Origin of the sequence: Clostridium putrefaciens (genome assembly GCF_900461105.1) — a bacterium.
GTDB classification, from domain to species: domain Bacteria; phylum Bacillota; class Clostridia; order Clostridiales; family Clostridiaceae; genus Clostridium_L; species Clostridium_L putrefaciens.
The window spans coordinates 2,959,758-2,976,545 of sequence record NZ_UFWZ01000001.1 but is presented as its reverse complement, the minus strand read 5'-3'; the positions used below and the strand labels follow the sequence as shown (position 1 = coordinate 2,976,545).

Below are 16,788 nucleotides of genomic sequence, written 5' to 3'. Positions count from 1 at the left end.
GTATATGTGTTAATTGTACCATTCTTTTTTGTTTGAATAATTATATTTATTATATATAATAATAAAATGAAAGTGCTAAGATTCTATATGGTATATAGCACTTCTCTTATATGAAATATGAATAGTAAGCTAATATATTATTTATATATGTATAAAGAAAGGAAGAAGTTGATGGAAAAACAAGATAATAACACTTTAAAAAAAAGCCTTGGATTATTTGATGCTATGGCAATAGTTATTGGAATGGTAATAGGATCAGGAATATTTTTCAAGCCATCTATAGTATTTAGAAATGCAGGGTCTCCAATATTAGCTATTATGGCTTGGATAGTAGGAGGAATTATAGCTTTGGCTTCAGCACTTACTGTAGCTGAAATTGCATCAGCAATACCAAAGACAGGGGGACTATTCATATATCTTAAAGTCTTATATGGTGAAAAGTGGGCCTTTTTATTTGGATGGGTTCAGACATTAGTTTATGTACCTGGATCAATAGCTGCATTGGCTATTGTTTTAGCAACTCAAGTTACAGCGTTTATACCACTTACATCAAAAGAGCAAAAGCTTGTAGCTATAGGATTATTACTATTTTTAGCATTACTTAATGTGATATCTACAAAACTTGGAAGTAAGATACAAGGAATAATAACCGTAGCTAAGTTATTACCTATATTAGTAATAATCTTACTAGGATTTACTAGAGGAACATCAAAGGGAATTGTAATAAACAACTTCAGTGGAGGTACAGTAACAGGCTTCGGAGCAGCCATTTTAGGAACTCTATGGGCTTATGATGGATGGATGAGTGTTACTAATATGGCGGGTGAATTAAAGAATCCTAAAAGGGATTTGCCAAAATCAATTATATCAGGGCTTTTGATAACTATAGTTATTTATGTCCTTATAAATTTAGCACTTGTAAAGATAATATCAGTGGAAGCTATAATATCTTCAGATAAGCCTGCTTCAGATGCTGCTATAGTATTATTTGGTGGAATAGGTGCAAAATTTATATCAGCAGGTATTTTACTCTCAATTTTAGGAGCTTTAAATGGTTATATTATGACAGGTGTTAGGGTACCGTTTGCTATGGCAGAAGAGAAGTTACTTCCTTATAATAAGTTTTTTGGAAAGGTGAATGATAAGTTTGGAACTCCTGCTAATTCATTTATGTTTGAAATGTTTTTAGCTTGTTTATATGTTTTGTCTGGTTCATTTGACATGTTAACAGATCTAGTAATGTTCGTACTTTGGATATTTTTCACTATGGCTGTAGCAGGGATATTTTTGCTTAGAAAGAATTTTAAAGACTTAGAAAGGACTTATAGAGTTCCCTTATATCCATTTATACCTTTGGTTGGAATAATAGGAAGTACATATATAATAATAAGCACTATGATAACTAATCCGATATATGCATTATATGGGACGGTTATAACCATTTTAGGTTTACCGGTCTATTTTTATGTAAAAAAACATAATTAGAGTTAATTACAAGTTTATATAATAAGTTAATAGTAAGAACTAAGTATTTGAAATATTAATAGTTCTTACTATTAATATTTACATTAACTATTGGACAAGCAATTTGCTCAATGATACATTTAAGGTCGGAAAATATATTTAGGAGGTATTTATATGGAAAAGGATCAGTTTATTGAGGAAGTAAGACACACTGCAGAGGGATATTTTGAAAGAGGGGAATTCTTTTGTTCAGAAGCTGTAGTTAAAACTATTAATGATATGTTAGACAAGCCTTACGATGAGAATGTTACAAAATTAGCTTCAGGATTTCCAGTAGGTATTGGTAAATCAGGGTGTGTCTGTGGAGCAGTAAGTGGAGGTGTAATGGCATTAGGTATGGTTTATGGAAGAGAGCATGGAGAAGCTATGCAAGAAAAGATGTTTCCAGTGTCAGCAGATTTGCATGATCATATAAAGGGGATATATAAGAGTACTTGTTGCAGAGTAATGACAAGAAACTTTGAATTTTCATCACCAGAAAGAAAATCTCATTGCATAAAGATTACTGGGGAAGTAGCCGCATATATAGCAGAAAAGTTATATGAAGATGATAAATTAAATAAAGATGAAAATAATTAAGTAGGGCGGAATTTTAGTTATGGAGCTTAATATAATTCAAACATTATCATTACTTATAATATTCCTAGTTATAGGATATACTCTCCAAAAAGGTGTAAAGGTTTTAAGAGATAGTTACGTGCCGGCACCAGTGATAGGAGGACTGCTATTTTCCATAGTTTTAGCTATTGCAAAGAATTATGTTACCTTAAAATTAGACTTCTCTGCACTTCCTATATTTGTAGCAGGATTTTTCTTATCTATAGGTCTTAGAATAGACTTTGCTACATTTAAGAAAAATTTAAAGTTACAGTTATTATTTTTGTTTTTAGTTATAATGGTAGCTTTAATGCAAAACGTAGTAAGCCTTGGAATAGGAAAGGGTCTTGGAAAATCATCCTATGACATAATTATATCAGGCTCATTAGGACTTATGGGTGATCACACATTAGGGGGACTTGTACCTAGTTTCCTAGAAGGCGGTAAACCAGTAATGCAGTCACTTACATCCCTTTCTATACTAACTTTATACATAGGTTCTATAGTAGGTGGGTTATTTTTTAAGAAGTTAAAAAATAAGGTAGACTTGTCCAAAAATTTAAGTATACCAGCACCGAGTTTTACACCTCAAGAATTTTTGCAATATATTTTAATCTTTGTGGTGGGGATAGCCATTTCATTGTTGCCAACTCAATATGGATTTAGTAAATATATAAATCCAGCAGGAGGAGGTTTTATATTAGGGTTAATACTAAGATGGATTTTTGACGATTCAAAGGTCTATGAGGTTAAAGCACCTAATGTAAATCTTATAGGTAATTTTTGTTTATCCATGCTACTTATAACTACATTTTCTATGTTTGATATAACAATGATATTTAAAGTAAGCTTATATAATTTAGTTCTTATGATTATACAATTAGCTTGGTTAATAGCACTAAGTTATTACTTGGTATTTAAATTGTATAAAAAGAATCCGCTAGCATCTTACGTTGCAACGGGATTAATAGGGTTCAGTGTAGGAATGCCAGCAAGTACAATGAGTAATTTGCAATGCTTAACTGAAAGAGAAGGGGCACTTCCAATAGTTTTATTCGTTGTACCACCAGTAGGTGCTTGGATAATTAATATATTTAATATGTGCATTATAAAGTTGTTTTTATAAAACATCATTAAATTTTATAATTACCTATTATGTAGATAATAAAAACACAATAATTTATGAAAAAATAGGGATAGGGTAAAGCCTATCTCTATTTTTATATGATAAATTTAGAACCTTTAGATATTAAAGAATATCATGGATTACATATTTAATTTGTCTTCATATGATATAATTAAGGTTACAATAATAACATGTAGTACATTAATTTTAGGTGGTAGGTGAAAATATGCAAGTATTTATAAAAGAGTTTAATGAACTTTCCTTAGATGAATTGTATGATATCCTTTCTTTAAGAAATGAAGTATTTATTGTTGAACAAAACTGCGCCTATGAGGATTGTGATGGTAAGGATAAGTTTTGTTATCATGTTTATTATAAAGAAGGAAAAGAGATTATAGCTTATGCAAGAATCCTTAAAAAAGGATTATCCTATGAAGAAGTTTCTATAGGTAGGGTTATTATTAAAAAACCATATAGAAGAAAAAGACTTGCATTTGAACTTATGAAAAACGCTATAGAATTTATTCAAGTATCTTTAAAAGAAGATTCGATTAGATTATCTTCTCAGGTTTACGCAAAAGGACTATATGAATCACTAGGATTTAAAGAAGTTTCAGATGAATATTTAGAGGATAATATACCACACATAGAAATGATATATAATACAAAGATATAAGATTTAAATAGCAGTATAGCTATAAAGATATAATTTTAACACAAACATTGGGGGGATAAGATTGAGGATAGGACTAGTAAGGCACTTTAAAGTTAATATAGAACATAAAAAATATATGAATTCAACAGAATATAATGAGTATGCAAATAGATATAACATTTCAGAGGTGTTTGAAAAAGAAGTAGAATTAGGTGAGGTAAGATGGAATAAATGTTATTGTAGTAATCTTTCAAGGGCTATATTCACAGCTAAAAGTATATATAAAGGAGATATAATTGTAACAGAGTCTCTTCGTGAAATTCAAACTCTGTCAAGGTTTAATACAAGGTTACCACTACATTATTATCTTTGGGATGTCATAGGAAGAGTGTCTTGGATTAGAAATCATCCATCTCAACCAGAGATAAGAAACCTTACTAAGATTAGAGTTAAAGATATTTTAGATGAAATAATAGAAAATGCTAAAGAGGAAGATAATATACTTATAGTAAGTCATGCTGCTATAATGTATTCAATCAGAAAAGAACTTGAAAGACGTGGCTTTGAAGGAGATAAGTTCTTAAAAGCAGAAAATGGTAAGTTATATTCATATAAAAATTAATATTAAATGAGTGATAAGATAATCTACATGTCATAGTAAATATCTATGAATAAATGAGGTTTATATAAAAGGTTTTATAAAAACCTTACTTTTTGGGTATAAATATAAGTAGTACTTATTCAAGGAGTGAGGCTTTTGAGTTTAATTACAATACCAGATCATTTAGTAGGAACAGTTATATCTGCTTTAGCTATCATATTAGGTACACTTATAGGTGCATTTTGTAGCTGGGTTATAAGCAGTAAAAATACAAAAAAGAGTATAGAAGAACAGTATAGGATTATGAAAGAAAATATAAAATATGAGGAAATATACAAGAAACAAAAGCTTTGTGAAAATGCAAATATGATAAGGCTCGACATATGCACAACTATCTTTCAAAGTATAAGATTTTTAAGAGATAATAAAGGGTGTATAGAAAGACAATATCCAATACCTATAAATAAAGATTATTCCTGCGTTGTATCTTCTTTAAGTGACAAGTATTCACTTAAAGAATTAAGTTACATATATCAACTTTATGGAATAATTGAAAAGTTAAATTTTGATATATTAAATTGTAGTACATGTGAAGATAGCTGTAACTTTAATAAAATATGTGAGGGATATAAGTCTGTTTTAGTTAAACTGTATGGAGAAGACTTTAAGAGTATTTTAAAAGTGGATATAGAAAAGATAAGCTATGAAGAGCTTTATAACAACAAGCATATAAAAGAAGGTTATAAAAAGGTTTTAAAAAGGCTGGATCATTTGTGCTTTGTAGAGAATTTAAATAAGTCCTCTGAAAAGGAGTAATAGTAGACACTATAAATAATAATAATTTAAGGTGTATATGTAATTATAATTAAGATGACTTTAAGCTTAAAAATAAGCTTTTAATTATATGTTTATTATTTAAAGTATCATAAAATGATTTAAAGGACACAAAAATTTACATTGACAAGCACTTTAACATAGTGTATAAATGTGTATAAAGTGAATATGGTTGTGATAGAGGCGCGGTATCTAAGAGTAACTTTACTAAGTTAAGCACTATGATGTAAGGTAAAAGGAGTTATCGCCGAAGGGTAGAACTAATGCTTTAATGTTCTATTTCTGGTTTTACATAAAATATATGTTTAATTGTCGCAAATTTTAATTTGTGGAGAGCTATCATGCAACGGAACCTTTGTTTTAATTTAACGTTTTGTTATTATGGGTCCTGGAGTATGAATACTCTAGGGCCTTTTTTAGGTTCTAGCATTGATATTTATTGAATCTACCTTCCAAGTATTCACATAAAAAGCGGGGAGGGTTTATCATGAAAATAAAAAAAAGAACAATTTTGTTAATGACAGTTATGTTTATTTGTATGTTATCTACAGTGGTTTTAGCGGCGGATGTGTCTGAAACTGCGGATATGAATTCCATAAGGCTAGGTGTGCTTACCTTGCTTCCACCAGTGGTGGCAATAGTATTGGCGTTTATAACTAAGAATGTTGTAATATCTTTATTCTTAGGGGTTTTAGTAGGGTGCTTTTTACTCAATTTAAATGGAGTTAATATATTTATGGCTTTATTCTATTCATTTTTAGACTTAGTAAAATATGTACTTAACTCTTTGGCTAATCCATGGAATGCAGGCATAATATTACAATGCCTAACCATAGGCGGTCTTATAGCGCTTATAACAAAGATGGGTGGAACAAAGGCAGTTGCAAAAGCTCTTGCTAAAAGGGCTAAAGGACCAATAAGTGCTCAGGTTATAACTTGGTTCTTAGGTTTACTTGTGTTTTTTGACGATTATGCAAATTCATTAATAGTTGGACCTATAATGAAGCCAGTAACAGATAGTATGAAGGTGTCAAGAGAGAAATTATCGTTTATAATTGATGCCACAGCAGCCCCTATTGCAGGGCTTGCACTTATATCTACTTGGATTGGATATGAACTAAGTTTAATAAAAGATGGATACCTAGCAATAGGCCAAGAAGTTGATGCTTTTGGAATGTTTATATCTACAATACCTTATAGATTTTATAATATATTTATACTTTTATTTACATTATTTACTGCTATATTTTTAAGGGAATTTGGGCCTATGCTTAAGGCTGAAAGAAGGGCTAGGACAACAGGTAAGGTTATGAGTGATACAGCAAGTCCTATGTTGGTAGAAAATGCGGATGAGATGGAACCAAAAGAAGGTATAAAGCTTAGTATATGGAATGCCATAATTCCTATAGGAACTCTTATTGTAGGAGCCTTTGCAGGTTTTTATTATAATGGATATATAACAATAATGGCAGGAGGAGATGTTGTAGCACAATCTATTGTAACTTCATCACCACTTTCGATAAGGGCTATACAAAGTGCCTTTGGAAATGCAGATGCATCTATAGTTATATTCCAAGCAGCCTTACTTGCATCTATGGTAGCTATATTAATGGGTATTTTTAAAAAGATATTTAAAATAGGTGAGGCCATAGATATATGGGTGGGCGGAATGAAGTCACTTATTATAACTGGAGTTATCTTATTATTAGCTTGGTCATTAAGTAGCGTTATAAAGGAACTTGGTACAGCAAAATATTTAGTATCATTATTATCAGATACTATACCACAGTTTTTATTACCTACCATTATATTCCTTTTAGGATCGATAATATCCTTTGCTACAGGAACTGCTTATGGAACCATGGGTATATTAATGCCACTTACAATTCCACTAGCAAGTTCAATGTCATCAGATCCAAAGTTTGTTATTATGAGCATAGGAGCAGTACTTACAGGTGCAATATTTGGAGATCACTGCTCTCCAATTTCAGATACAACTATACTCTCATCTATGGGGTCAGGGTGCGACCACCTAGATCATACTAAAACACAAATATGGTATGCTATGTTTGTAGCAATGTTTGCAGTTATATTTGGATATATACCTGTAGGGTTAAATGTTCCAGTTTATATAGTTTTACCTGTAGATGTAATCATATTAGGGGTGCTTGTATATTTAATAGGAAAACCCGTAGAAGTTAAAGAATCTAAATAAGAAATATAAGATTTAGTATAGGCAGGTTTTTAAACTTAGAGCTAGTAAAATACTAGTTTAGGTTTAGAAATTTGTTTATGCTATATTATAAATATGGTATTATATAGTTAGAAGTATCATATTAACTTTTAATTATAATATAATATGATAAGAAATGATTAAAAGCAACTTAGTTGAAAGGCGGTGAGCTCCTTATAATGATTAAGGAGAAATTATGGTGATTGAAAGTGTAATTGCGTTCATTGTAGCTTTAATATTATTATTTATAATAGTTAAGTTATTTTCCTGGCCTTTAAAGATATTATTTAAATTAATTATTAATGGTGTATTTGGAGCATTGACCTTACTATTAGTTAATTTCATTGGCGGATACTTTGGAGTAACTGTAGGCATTAATGCAGTAACAGCATTAATAGCAGGGTTCTTTGGTGTTCCTGGGGTAATATTCTTAGTTATATTCAAAAACTTTTTATAGGGATAAAATAATTTTAAATGACTTACTTTTATAAAAGCTCGGTATATATCTTAAATAGGATATACCGAGCTTTTAAAGTTATGATAATCTAGTATTAATAAGCTTTTCCCCAATATACTAAATGAGTAGCATCTTTACCACAACATACACATTTATCAGATAAGTTTTCTTGATTAAAAGGCATACATCTTGAGGAAGTTCCTGCTATTTCTTTGATCTTTTCTTCGCAAGATGTTTCTCCACACCACATAGATTTTATAAATCCAGGTTTAGTATCAGCTATTTCTTTAAATTCTTCCATAGTTGTAGCTGAATAAGTCTTTTCATCTCTCAAGGTTTTTGCTTTTTCAAAAAGAGACTTTTGTATATCTTCTAATAACTCTTCTAGTTTAACTTCTAATTCATCTATTGATACTACTAGTTTTTCACGAGTATCTCTTCTTACTAGTACTACTTGGTTATTTTCAATGTCTTTTGGTCCAACTTCTAAACGAACAGGAATTCCTTTCATCTCATATTCATTGAACTTCCATCCTGCCATCTTATCTGAATCATCAAGCTTTACTGAAGCAACCTTAGAAATTCTATCCTTTAATTCGTGAGCTTTGTCTAGGACCCCTTCTTTGTGCTGAGCAATAGGTACTATAACAACTTGAATTGGAGCTATCTTTGGAGGTAGCACAAGTCCACTATCATCTCCATGAACCATTATTATAGATCCTATAAGTCTTGTAGTAACACCCCAAGAGGTTTGGTGAACATATTGGAGAGTACCATTTTTATCTGTATATTGTATATTAAAAGCCTTTGCAAAGTTATCTCCAAAGTTGTGTGAAGTACCATTTTGAAGTGCTTTACCATCATGCATTAAACTTTCTATAGTATAGGTAGATGTAGCGCCTGCAAACTTTTCCTTTTCTGTTTTTTGACCTTTAATTACAGGCATTGCAAGAACATTTTCACAAAAGTCTGCATATACATTCAACATCTTTATAGTCTCTTCTTCAGCATCTTTTTGTGTGGCATGGGCAGTGTGGCCTTCTTGCCATAAGAACTCAGTAGTTCTTAAAAATGGACGAGTTGTTTTTTCCCATCTAACTACAGAACACCACTGGTTATATAGTTTTGGTAAGTCGTTATAAGATTGAATTATCTTTGAGTAGTGCTCACAAAATAATGTTTCTGAAGTAGGACGTACACATAATCTTTCAGCTAACTTTTCTTCACCACCATGGGTAACCCAAGCCACTTCAGGAGCAAATCCTTCAACGTGATCTTTTTCTTTTTCAAGTAAACTTTCAGGTATAAATAGTGGCATGTATACATTTTCGTGACCTGTAGCTTTAAATTTAGCATCAAGTTCTTTTTGTATGTTTTCCCAAATTGCATAGCCATAAGGCCTTATTATCATGCACCCTTTAACAGTTGAATAGTCCGTTAGTTCAGCCTTTTTTACTATGTCTGTATACCATTTAGCAAAGTCTTCTGACATAGGAGTTATGGATTCTACGAATTTTTTATTTTTACTCATATATTTACCTCCAATAATTGATTTAGTTAATAAGCAATATTAATTTAATAGATATTTAAGTTAATGAAATAAAGGCGTTTTAATGCCTTACCTAATATGTTTTAACTTCTAAATATATCTATAACAACAAAAAAAGATCCTATTCATATAATGAAGGGACCATGGTCGGCGTTACCACCCTAATTAGTACACCATTAAAAGGTATACTCTCTCTTTATTATAACGGAAGAATTCCGCTGTAGCCTACTAAAATTCGGTACAGAGCTCTAAGGTTGGTTCAAAATATGTTCTTAGAAACCTTTCATCTTAAGTTTCTTTTCTGTGAAGAAGTGAATATTTTTACTTATCCTTATCATAGCCATATATTTAGTTAAAATATTATAATCATTTAATTAAAATATTAAGTTATAAGTTGAAAAAAGTCAATATAAAGATTTGTTGCATAGTGAGAAAGAATACTATATAATAATGACTACTAAACATTTATCGAAATATAATTGTGCAAGGCTAGTATTAGATTTCTATCATTATAAAAGGTAATATAGTTAAACTTGAATAATTATTAGAGGTGGTGAAAAACTAATTTCAAAAAGATATATGTGTATAAGCAAAGTATATAGATTAAATCAAAAGATGAAGGAGTCATGATAATATGACGAAAGATACATTTAAAAATTTAAAAGATGAAAATAAAACATACAAGAATCTTTATGATGGATATTGGAAAGAAAGTAAGTCGGGTAAATATACTGAGATTTTTTCTCCTATAGATAATAGTCTTATTGGCAAAATACAGTCAATGAATAAAGATGAGGTAGATAAAGCTATCATGAATTCAAAAGAAGCTCAGGTTCTGTGGCAAGAGATTCCTGTCAACAGAAGGTCGGATATATTAAATAGGGCAGCAGATATTTTATATGAAAAGGCAGAGGAACTTGCAGAAATACTTACAATGGAAATTGCAAAAGATAGAAAGAGTTCCATATCTGAAATACAAAGAAGTGCAGATTATATAAGATTTACTGCAGATGCAGCTAAAAATTTAGAAGGGGAAACAATTCCAGGAGATAGTTTTCCTGGAACAAAGAGAAATAAGATTTCAGTTGTTACAAGAGTACCTCTAGGAGTAGTTCTTGCTATATCTCCATTTAATTATCCAGTAAACTTATCTGCATCTAAGATAGCTCCTGCACTTATGGCGGGTAATTCTGTGGTATTAAAACCACCAACACAAGGAGCTATATCAGCATTATACCTTGCAGAAGTGTTTAATATGGCAGGACTTCCTAAGGGGGTATTAAATACAATTACAGGAAGAGGAAGTGAAATAGGAGATTACTCTGTAACTCATAAAGAAGTTGATTTCATAAACTTTACAGGGAGTACAGAGGTTGGACAGCATATATCAAGGATAACTACAATGAAGCCTTTGCTTTTAGAATTAGGAGGTAAAGATGCAGCAATTGTACTTGAGGACGCAGACCTAGATATAACGGTAGATAATATAGTTTCAGGAGCTTACTCATATTCAGGACAGCGGTGTACTGCTGTTAAGAGGGTATTAGTTATGCAATCTGTGGCAGATATGCTAGTAGAAAAGTTAAAAGATAAAATAAGCAAATTAAAGTCAGGTGATCCAAGAGAAGAAGCGGTAATAATAACACCGCTTATAAATAAAGCTTCGGCAGATTTTGTTATGGGCCTTATGGAGGATGCAGATAAAAAAGGGGCTAAGCTTTTAGTTGGAGGAAAGAGAGACGGAAATTTAGTATATCCAACCTTATATGATAACGTAACATTAGATATGAGGCTTGCATGGGAAGAACCTTTTGGACCTATACTTCCTATAATAAGAATTAAGTCCATAGATGAAGCTATAAATATAGCAAATGAATCTGATTATGGATTACAAAGCTCTGTATTTACAAAAGATATAGATAAGGCCTTTTATATAGCAAATAAATTAGAAGTTGGAACAGTACAAATAAATAATAAACCTGAAAGAGGGCCAGATCATTTCCCATTCCTTGGAGTTAAGTCCTCAGGTATGGGTATTCAAGGAATTAGATACTCTATAGAAGCTATGTCTAGACCAAAGGCGGTAGTTTTTAATCTTAATAATGTAGAATGATAAATGTAAAGTAATGTATACTTGTATATATTTAGAAATGTCTTTTTATTTTTATATAAAGAGACATTTCTTTTTAGTTTATAAGTAAAATATTCATATTAAAAGGTAACCTTTAATCAAGTCTATATACAATTATTCATCAACGTTTTCTTTATATCAATGTAATCTTAATTTAATTTTAAGAATATATATCAGAAAACTCTATGTTTATTCGTTCAATATTTTGTTTTTTAGAGCTTTCAAAGGTGGATTTCGTATTTGAATTGTTTGATAATACAGAAGGAAGATTTACCATAAACTCTGAACCATGTCCATAGGAACTTGATACATGAATGCTGCCCTTATGCATCTCCACTAAAGACTTTGTTAATGAAAGTCCTATCCCACTTCCTGAAGCGTTAAGGTGAGAAGACTTTTCTGCATGACAAAATCGTTTAAAGATGATATCTTTTTTATCATCAGGTATGCCTATTCCCGTGTCTTTTATGGAGAGAGTAATGTAATCACCTCTATCGTAGATGTTCACAAATATGGAGCCTCCTTCTGGTGTAAACTTAACTGCGTTTGTAAGAAGGTTTAAAACTATCCTCTCTATCTTATCAGGATCACAGGCTATAATCTTTTCTTCTAACTCTGTATCAAATATAAGTTCTATATTTTTATCTTCTATGTAATTAGCAACGGATAATGTTATATCCTCAACGATCTTTATTATCTCATGATCTTTAATAGAAATATTATAAAAACCAGAATCTATTTTACTTATATCTATTAGATTATCTATAAGCCGTAGTAACCTATAGCAATTTTGCTTTATCATCTTATTATATCGATGAAAAGATATAAAATCATCATTAGATAAGGATGATTTTAGGGCAACCATTTGCACAGCACTAAAGATTATGTTTATTGGAGTTCTCAACTCATGAGATATATTAGCTAAAAATTCAGTTTTACATTTGTCATTTTTAATAATCTCTTTTAGTTTAGGACAATTAAATTTACAATTATGCTCCATTTCATGGATTGTATTTTTAAGATTATGTAAGGACGTGATGTTACTGCATATAATCAATGTGCAATTTATATCTTTTATATGATAAGCCTTAAACCTACGTACATTTCCATCTGAATCAATATTTTCTTTGAATTCATAACTACCAAGGGACCCACATATAACTTTATCAAGATTTACTAGGTCATTATTGCTTAAATTAGATTTAAGTTCTTGTAAGTTTATAACTTTATATGAATCATCAGAATGTCTATAGTTAGCAGTGATTGGTGTAATAAGGGTACTTAGCGATTTATGATTATAATAATAAATATCTTCATCACTAGTAATTAATGTTATATCTTCATCTAAAACTTCTAAAATACTTTTCAGATAAAGCTCACTTTTTTTTGCAGATTTTAGATCTTTAAGAGCGTAAATTAAATAGGTAATAAAAGTAATTAAAAATATATTAAAGAACACAGAAATGAAAGTATAAAACATCTTTATCCTCCTTAAAGCATTTATAAAATTATTAAAAAGCCTGCGTAACTTTAAATCACAAATAAGTTACATAATGTTTAATTCGATATATAACTTCAAAATCCTCTAAAGATTAAAGATAAAACATGTAATACTTTTATAAACTATTTTTAAATCTAATATGGTATTATATTTGTATGAGTAGATTTATAATATAGGAAGTGATTTTTTGATAAATGATTGTAAAAGGTTGTTTAGAGCTTTAGCTATGTTCTCATTAATATTTATATTTTCAGGTTGTAATTTTTATGATGTACCATCCTCACTGATAAGATCACCAAAACTTTCGAAAAATGAAGAATTTGAAGAAGGGGATAGTGTAGATATAGATAAATTAAGGATATTAGTGCAAAGGTTTATGCCAAAGGGTGGCAAATTGTTAGAAGAAAGTAAGACTTCTGGTAAAAAGAATATATTATCTATAGATGTGGATGGAGATTCAACTAATGAGATCATAGTGCTTTTTAAAGATGATTCTAATTTTAAAAAAGGTTTTTTTGTACTAAAAGAAAAAGATGGTGAATGGATAAAGATATATGAAAGGGCTGTAGAGGGGAACTCTATATCAACATTGAAAACCTTGACTGTTAAGAATAAGGAAGATAAAAGATTTTTAGTAGGTTATTTAATTTCCGGTAATGCTGGTACTGATTTTTATTTATACGATTTTAAAGGAGACAATGTTAAAGAGGTTTCTATTGGTAGATGGAATAGGATGGATATAATTAACACTCCAGATAAGGATGAAGATAAACACTTTGTATTTGGAGCTCAGGTTAATGAATCTAATAGAGATTATAGTAGTTATGTTATAGGCTTTGATGGTGAGAAGTTTTATGGGGCAGAAGACTTTTATTATGATTATTATACAAAAAATGCTGAATATTATAAGGGTGAATTAATTCAGGAAATGAATAATGAATTAATTTGGTATTATTATGTAGAGTCTCAAATAAAGTCAAAACAATATACTAAAGCTTTAGAATCTTTAAATGAAGTATTTAAGCATAAAGAGGATAAAAAAGGAGAACCTACAATTCAAGTAGGATACTACAAGTTTTTGATACTAAAGGCTAGGGCTCTAAATGGCTTAGGGGAATATAATCAGGCTATAGACATATTAAATAAGATTAAGGATATAGGGGCATTAAATGATAATGATTATTTCCATGATGAACCTAAAGAATATTCTACAATAGATATATATTACGAGCTTGGTATATCATATAAAGCTTTGGGTGATAAGGCAAAATCAGAAACGTACTTTAAGAATGCAATTGAACAATTTGAGAAGTTATCTTTAGATGGTTCTTTTTCCGAAAATCCCACATCAAATATTTTAAAACAAGTAATATATTACCCTTTGTCAAAAGAGATAAACAAATAATAATAAAGAGGTGATTTAATGAGTAAGGTATTAATAGTTGAGGATGAAGAAAACATAAGAAGTTTTATAAAGATAAACTTAAACATAAGTGGATTTGAAGTTAGAGAAGCAGGATCGGGAGAAGAAGCACTAATTATTTGTGAAAAAGAGAAGTTAGATCTTATAATTCTAGATATAATGCTTCCAGGTATAGATGGATATAAAACCTGTGAGTTAATAAGAAAGGATAACCCTCAGGTTGCAATAATAATGCTAACAGCAAAAAACCAAGATATGGATAAGATAATAGGGTTAGAGCTAGGTGCTGATGATTATATAACTAAACCTTTTAATCCAACAGAACTTATATATAGAATAAAGGCTATTTTAAGAAGAAGTGGAGGAAATGCAAAGGAAGATAAGGAAAAGGTCGTATTTAATGGTCCTTTGTCTCTTGATGATAGATCACAAAAGGTATTTATAGAAGAGGATGAAGTTAAACTTACTTTAAAAGAGTTTCAAATAATTAAATTATTTATGTATAACCTAGATAGAGCCTTTAGCCGGGATGAGCTTTTGGATAATATATGGGGTGAAGATTTTTATGGAGACATAAAAACTGTTGATGTTCATATAAGGAGACTTAGAGAAAAGATAGAAGAAGATCCTTCAAAGCCAAAGTATATAGAAACTGTTTGGGGCTATGGATATCGATTTAAAAAGGTTTAACATATATGAATAAGCTAAAAACATTTAGGAGTATAAAATCGAGGATAATAAGCTATTATTTTATAACTATACTAATAACTATATCTCTACTAGGATTCTTACTTTGGATAAGTGTAAGAGGATATTATTATAAAGCCATGGAAACTATATTGAAAGATCAAGTTGTTTTATCAACAAGGTTTTACTCTAAATATCTAAATGATTCTGATGCTAAAAAGATTTATGAGGATTTAGAAGAAAGTTTTTTTTCTAATTTAGATGTTGAAGTTCAAATATTAGATAAAGAAGGTAGGGTTATATGGGATGATCTTGGTATTGTTGCTGGAACTAAGTTAGAATATACAGATATAAAAATGGCATTAGGAAACGAGACTGCTGTTTGGGTAGGAAAACCTGATGGGTCATACGCATCTAATAAGATAATGTCAGTATCAGCACCTTTAAAAATAGATTCTAATATAATAGCAGTTATAAGAGTTGTAAGTTCTATGGATATGGTAGATAAGCTTTTAGATAGAATAGCTATTTTAATTATAAGTGTAGTATTTATTGTTATGGTGATAACAACTATTTTGAGTTTGGTTATTTCTAATACTATAACAAAACCTTTAAAAAAGGTTACAAATGTAGCTAAGGATATGGCAAATGGTAAATATGATATTACACTAGAAAAGATTTATGAAGATGAAGTTGGAACGATGGCAGAAACTTTAAATTATATGGCCCAGGAAATAAAAAAAAGTGAAAAATTAAAAAATGAATTTATTTCATCTATAAGTCACGAACTTAAAACACCGCTTACATCTATAAAGGGATGGGCTATTACATTAAAGTTAAAAGAATTTACTGATATTAGTCAAAGAGAAAAGGCTTTAGATATAATAATTCAAGAAAGTAAAAGACTTAGCCTATTAGTAAATGAATTATTAGATTTCTCTAAGTTTACATCTTCAAAGATGAAAATGACCTTAGAAGATGTTGATATAGAAGAACTATTAAAAGATGTAATATTAGAAATGAGTCCTAGGGCAAAAAGGAATGATTTGGAATTAATTTGTGAAATACCAAGGTTACCTATAATAGAAGGTGACAAGAACAGATTAAAACAAGTTTTTATAAATGTATTAGATAATTCTATGAAGTTTATAAAAAATCAAGGAAGCATATATATAAAAGCTGAAGAAAAGTATGGATTTGTAGTAATATCTATAAAAGATGATGGAATAGGTATAAAGGTTGAAGATTTATCAAAAGTAAAACAAAAGTTTTATAAGGCAAACCATAGTAAACATGGAAATGGTCTTGGACTTTCTATTTGTGATGAGATAATAAGCATTCATGGCGGAAGTTTAGATATTATTAGTAAGTATGGAGAAGGTACAGAAATAAAGATAAAATTAAAGGTGAGTAATTCATAAATATGAACTTCTCACCTTTAACTTAATTTGATTTAGGTTACTTTAGTTT

General features: G+C 30.0%; 14 protein-coding genes, 1 riboswitch and 1 other annotated feature. Of the genes, 12 read left to right on the top strand and 2 right to left on the bottom strand.

Annotated features, from left to right (window positions below; genetic code table 11):
• The first annotated feature begins 171 nt into the window (after window positions 1-171).
• The 8 genes from DY168_RS13710 (at window position 172) to DY168_RS13675 (ending at window position 8,027) form a co-directional block, all read left to right on the top strand.
• Complete coding sequence (locus tag DY168_RS13710) at window positions 172-1,485, top strand: APC family permease (protein WP_115642236.1); 1,314 nt, start codon at window positions 172-174, stop codon at window positions 1,483-1,485.
• Between the two features lie 153 nt (window positions 1,486-1,638).
• On the top strand, window positions 1,639-2,103 hold the full coding sequence (locus DY168_RS13705) for a C-GCAxxG-C-C family protein (RefSeq protein WP_115642235.1): 465 nt from the start codon (window positions 1,639-1,641) through the stop codon (window positions 2,101-2,103).
• 19 nt (window positions 2,104-2,122) lie between these two features.
• On the top strand, window positions 2,123-3,247 hold the full coding sequence (locus tag DY168_RS13700; RefSeq protein WP_115642234.1) for a sodium/glutamate symporter: 1,125 nt from the start codon (window positions 2,123-2,125) through the stop codon (window positions 3,245-3,247).
• Between the two features lie 226 nt (window positions 3,248-3,473).
• Window positions 3,474-3,923: a GNAT family N-acetyltransferase gene (locus DY168_RS13695; protein WP_115642233.1), complete on the top strand. Its 450-nt coding sequence runs from the start codon at window positions 3,474-3,476 to the stop codon at window positions 3,921-3,923.
• A gap of 61 nt (window positions 3,924-3,984) precedes the next feature.
• Window positions 3,985-4,524 carry a histidine phosphatase family protein gene (locus DY168_RS13690; protein ID WP_115642232.1) on the top strand — a complete coding sequence of 180 codons (540 nt, stop codon included), beginning with the start codon at window positions 3,985-3,987 and terminating at the stop codon, window positions 4,522-4,524.
• Between the two features lie 135 nt (window positions 4,525-4,659).
• Window positions 4,660-5,319, top strand: a complete 660-nt coding sequence (locus DY168_RS13685; protein ID WP_242984136.1) for a hypothetical protein — start codon at window positions 4,660-4,662, stop codon at window positions 5,317-5,319.
• Between the two features lie 188 nt (window positions 5,320-5,507).
• Window positions 5,508-5,684: riboswitch (Lysine riboswitch) on the top strand.
• Between the two features lie 146 nt (window positions 5,685-5,830).
• Window positions 5,831-7,552 (top strand): Na+/H+ antiporter NhaC family protein, encoded by a 1,722-nt coding sequence (locus tag DY168_RS13680; protein ID WP_115642511.1) that lies wholly within the window; start codon window positions 5,831-5,833, stop codon window positions 7,550-7,552.
• Window positions 7,553-7,766: 214 nt separating this feature from the next.
• Window positions 7,767-8,027, top strand: coding sequence for a pro-sigmaK processing inhibitor BofA family protein (locus DY168_RS13675; RefSeq protein WP_423237237.1), 261 nt, complete (start codon window positions 7,767-7,769; stop codon window positions 8,025-8,027).
• Window positions 8,028-8,121: 94 nt separating this feature from the next.
• On the opposite strand, the gene proS is transcribed toward DY168_RS13675, so the two are convergent.
• Window positions 8,122-9,558 (bottom strand): proline--tRNA ligase, encoded by a 1,437-nt coding sequence (proS, locus tag DY168_RS13670; RefSeq protein WP_115642230.1) that lies wholly within the window; start codon window positions 9,556-9,558, stop codon window positions 8,122-8,124.
• Window positions 9,559-9,709: 151 nt separating this feature from the next.
• Window positions 9,710-9,923, bottom strand: a binding site (T-box leader).
• A 287-nt stretch (window positions 9,924-10,210) separates the two neighbouring features.
• Between proS and DY168_RS13665 the strand changes: the two genes are divergently transcribed.
• Window positions 10,211-11,689, top strand: a complete 1,479-nt coding sequence (locus DY168_RS13665) for an NADP-dependent glyceraldehyde-3-phosphate dehydrogenase (RefSeq protein WP_115642229.1) — start codon at window positions 10,211-10,213, stop codon at window positions 11,687-11,689.
• Window positions 11,690-11,867: 178 nt separating this feature from the next.
• Here DY168_RS13665 and DY168_RS15130 read toward each other — a convergent pair whose 3' ends face one another.
• Window positions 11,868-13,187: a sensor histidine kinase gene (locus DY168_RS15130; protein ID WP_242984135.1), complete on the bottom strand. Its 1,320-nt coding sequence runs from the start codon at window positions 13,185-13,187 to the stop codon at window positions 11,868-11,870.
• A gap of 208 nt (window positions 13,188-13,395) precedes the next feature.
• On the opposite strand from DY168_RS15130, the gene DY168_RS13655 reads away from it, so the two are divergent.
• The 3 genes from DY168_RS13655 to DY168_RS13645 are packed head-to-tail and all read left to right on the top strand — an operon-like array spanning window position 13,396 to window position 16,739.
• Entirely contained in the window at window positions 13,396-14,613 is a 1,218-nt protein-coding gene (locus tag DY168_RS13655; protein ID WP_115642228.1) for a tetratricopeptide repeat protein, read from the top strand.
• Window positions 14,614-14,631: 18 nt separating this feature from the next.
• Window positions 14,632-15,321, top strand: coding sequence for a response regulator transcription factor (locus DY168_RS13650; protein ID WP_115642227.1), 690 nt, complete (start codon window positions 14,632-14,634; stop codon window positions 15,319-15,321).
• A 5-nt stretch (window positions 15,322-15,326) separates the two neighbouring features.
• On the top strand, window positions 15,327-16,739 hold the full coding sequence (locus tag DY168_RS13645) for a sensor histidine kinase (RefSeq protein WP_115642226.1): 1,413 nt from the start codon (window positions 15,327-15,329) through the stop codon (window positions 16,737-16,739).
• Window positions 16,740-16,788: the final 49 nt, after the last annotated feature.

Bases quoted from the DNA above. Each gene is read 5' to 3' on its own strand.
- DY168_RS13710 (WP_115642236.1), top strand. From the start codon at position 172: ATGGAAAAACAAGATAATAACACTTTAAAAAAAAGCCTTGGATTATTT.
- DY168_RS13705 (WP_115642235.1), top strand. From the start codon at position 1,639: ATGGAAAAGGATCAGTTTATTGAGGAAGTAAGACACACTGCAGAGGGA.
- DY168_RS13700 (WP_115642234.1), top strand. From the start codon at position 2,123: ATGGAGCTTAATATAATTCAAACATTATCATTACTTATAATATTCCTA.
- DY168_RS13695 (WP_115642233.1), top strand. From the start codon at position 3,474: ATGCAAGTATTTATAAAAGAGTTTAATGAACTTTCCTTAGATGAATTG.
- DY168_RS13675 (WP_423237237.1), top strand. From the start codon at position 7,767: ATGGTGATTGAAAGTGTAATTGCGTTCATTGTAGCTTTAATATTATTA.
- proS (WP_115642230.1), bottom strand. From the start codon at position 9,558: ATGAGTAAAAATAAAAAATTCGTAGAATCCATAACTCCTATGTCAGAA.
- DY168_RS13665 (WP_115642229.1), top strand. From the start codon at position 10,211: ATGACGAAAGATACATTTAAAAATTTAAAAGATGAAAATAAAACATAC.
- DY168_RS15130 (WP_242984135.1), bottom strand. From the start codon at position 13,187: ATGTTTTATACTTTCATTTCTGTGTTCTTTAATATATTTTTAATTACT.
- DY168_RS13650 (WP_115642227.1), top strand. From the start codon at position 14,632: ATGAGTAAGGTATTAATAGTTGAGGATGAAGAAAACATAAGAAGTTTT.
- DY168_RS13645 (WP_115642226.1), top strand. From the start codon at position 15,327: ATGAATAAGCTAAAAACATTTAGGAGTATAAAATCGAGGATAATAAGC.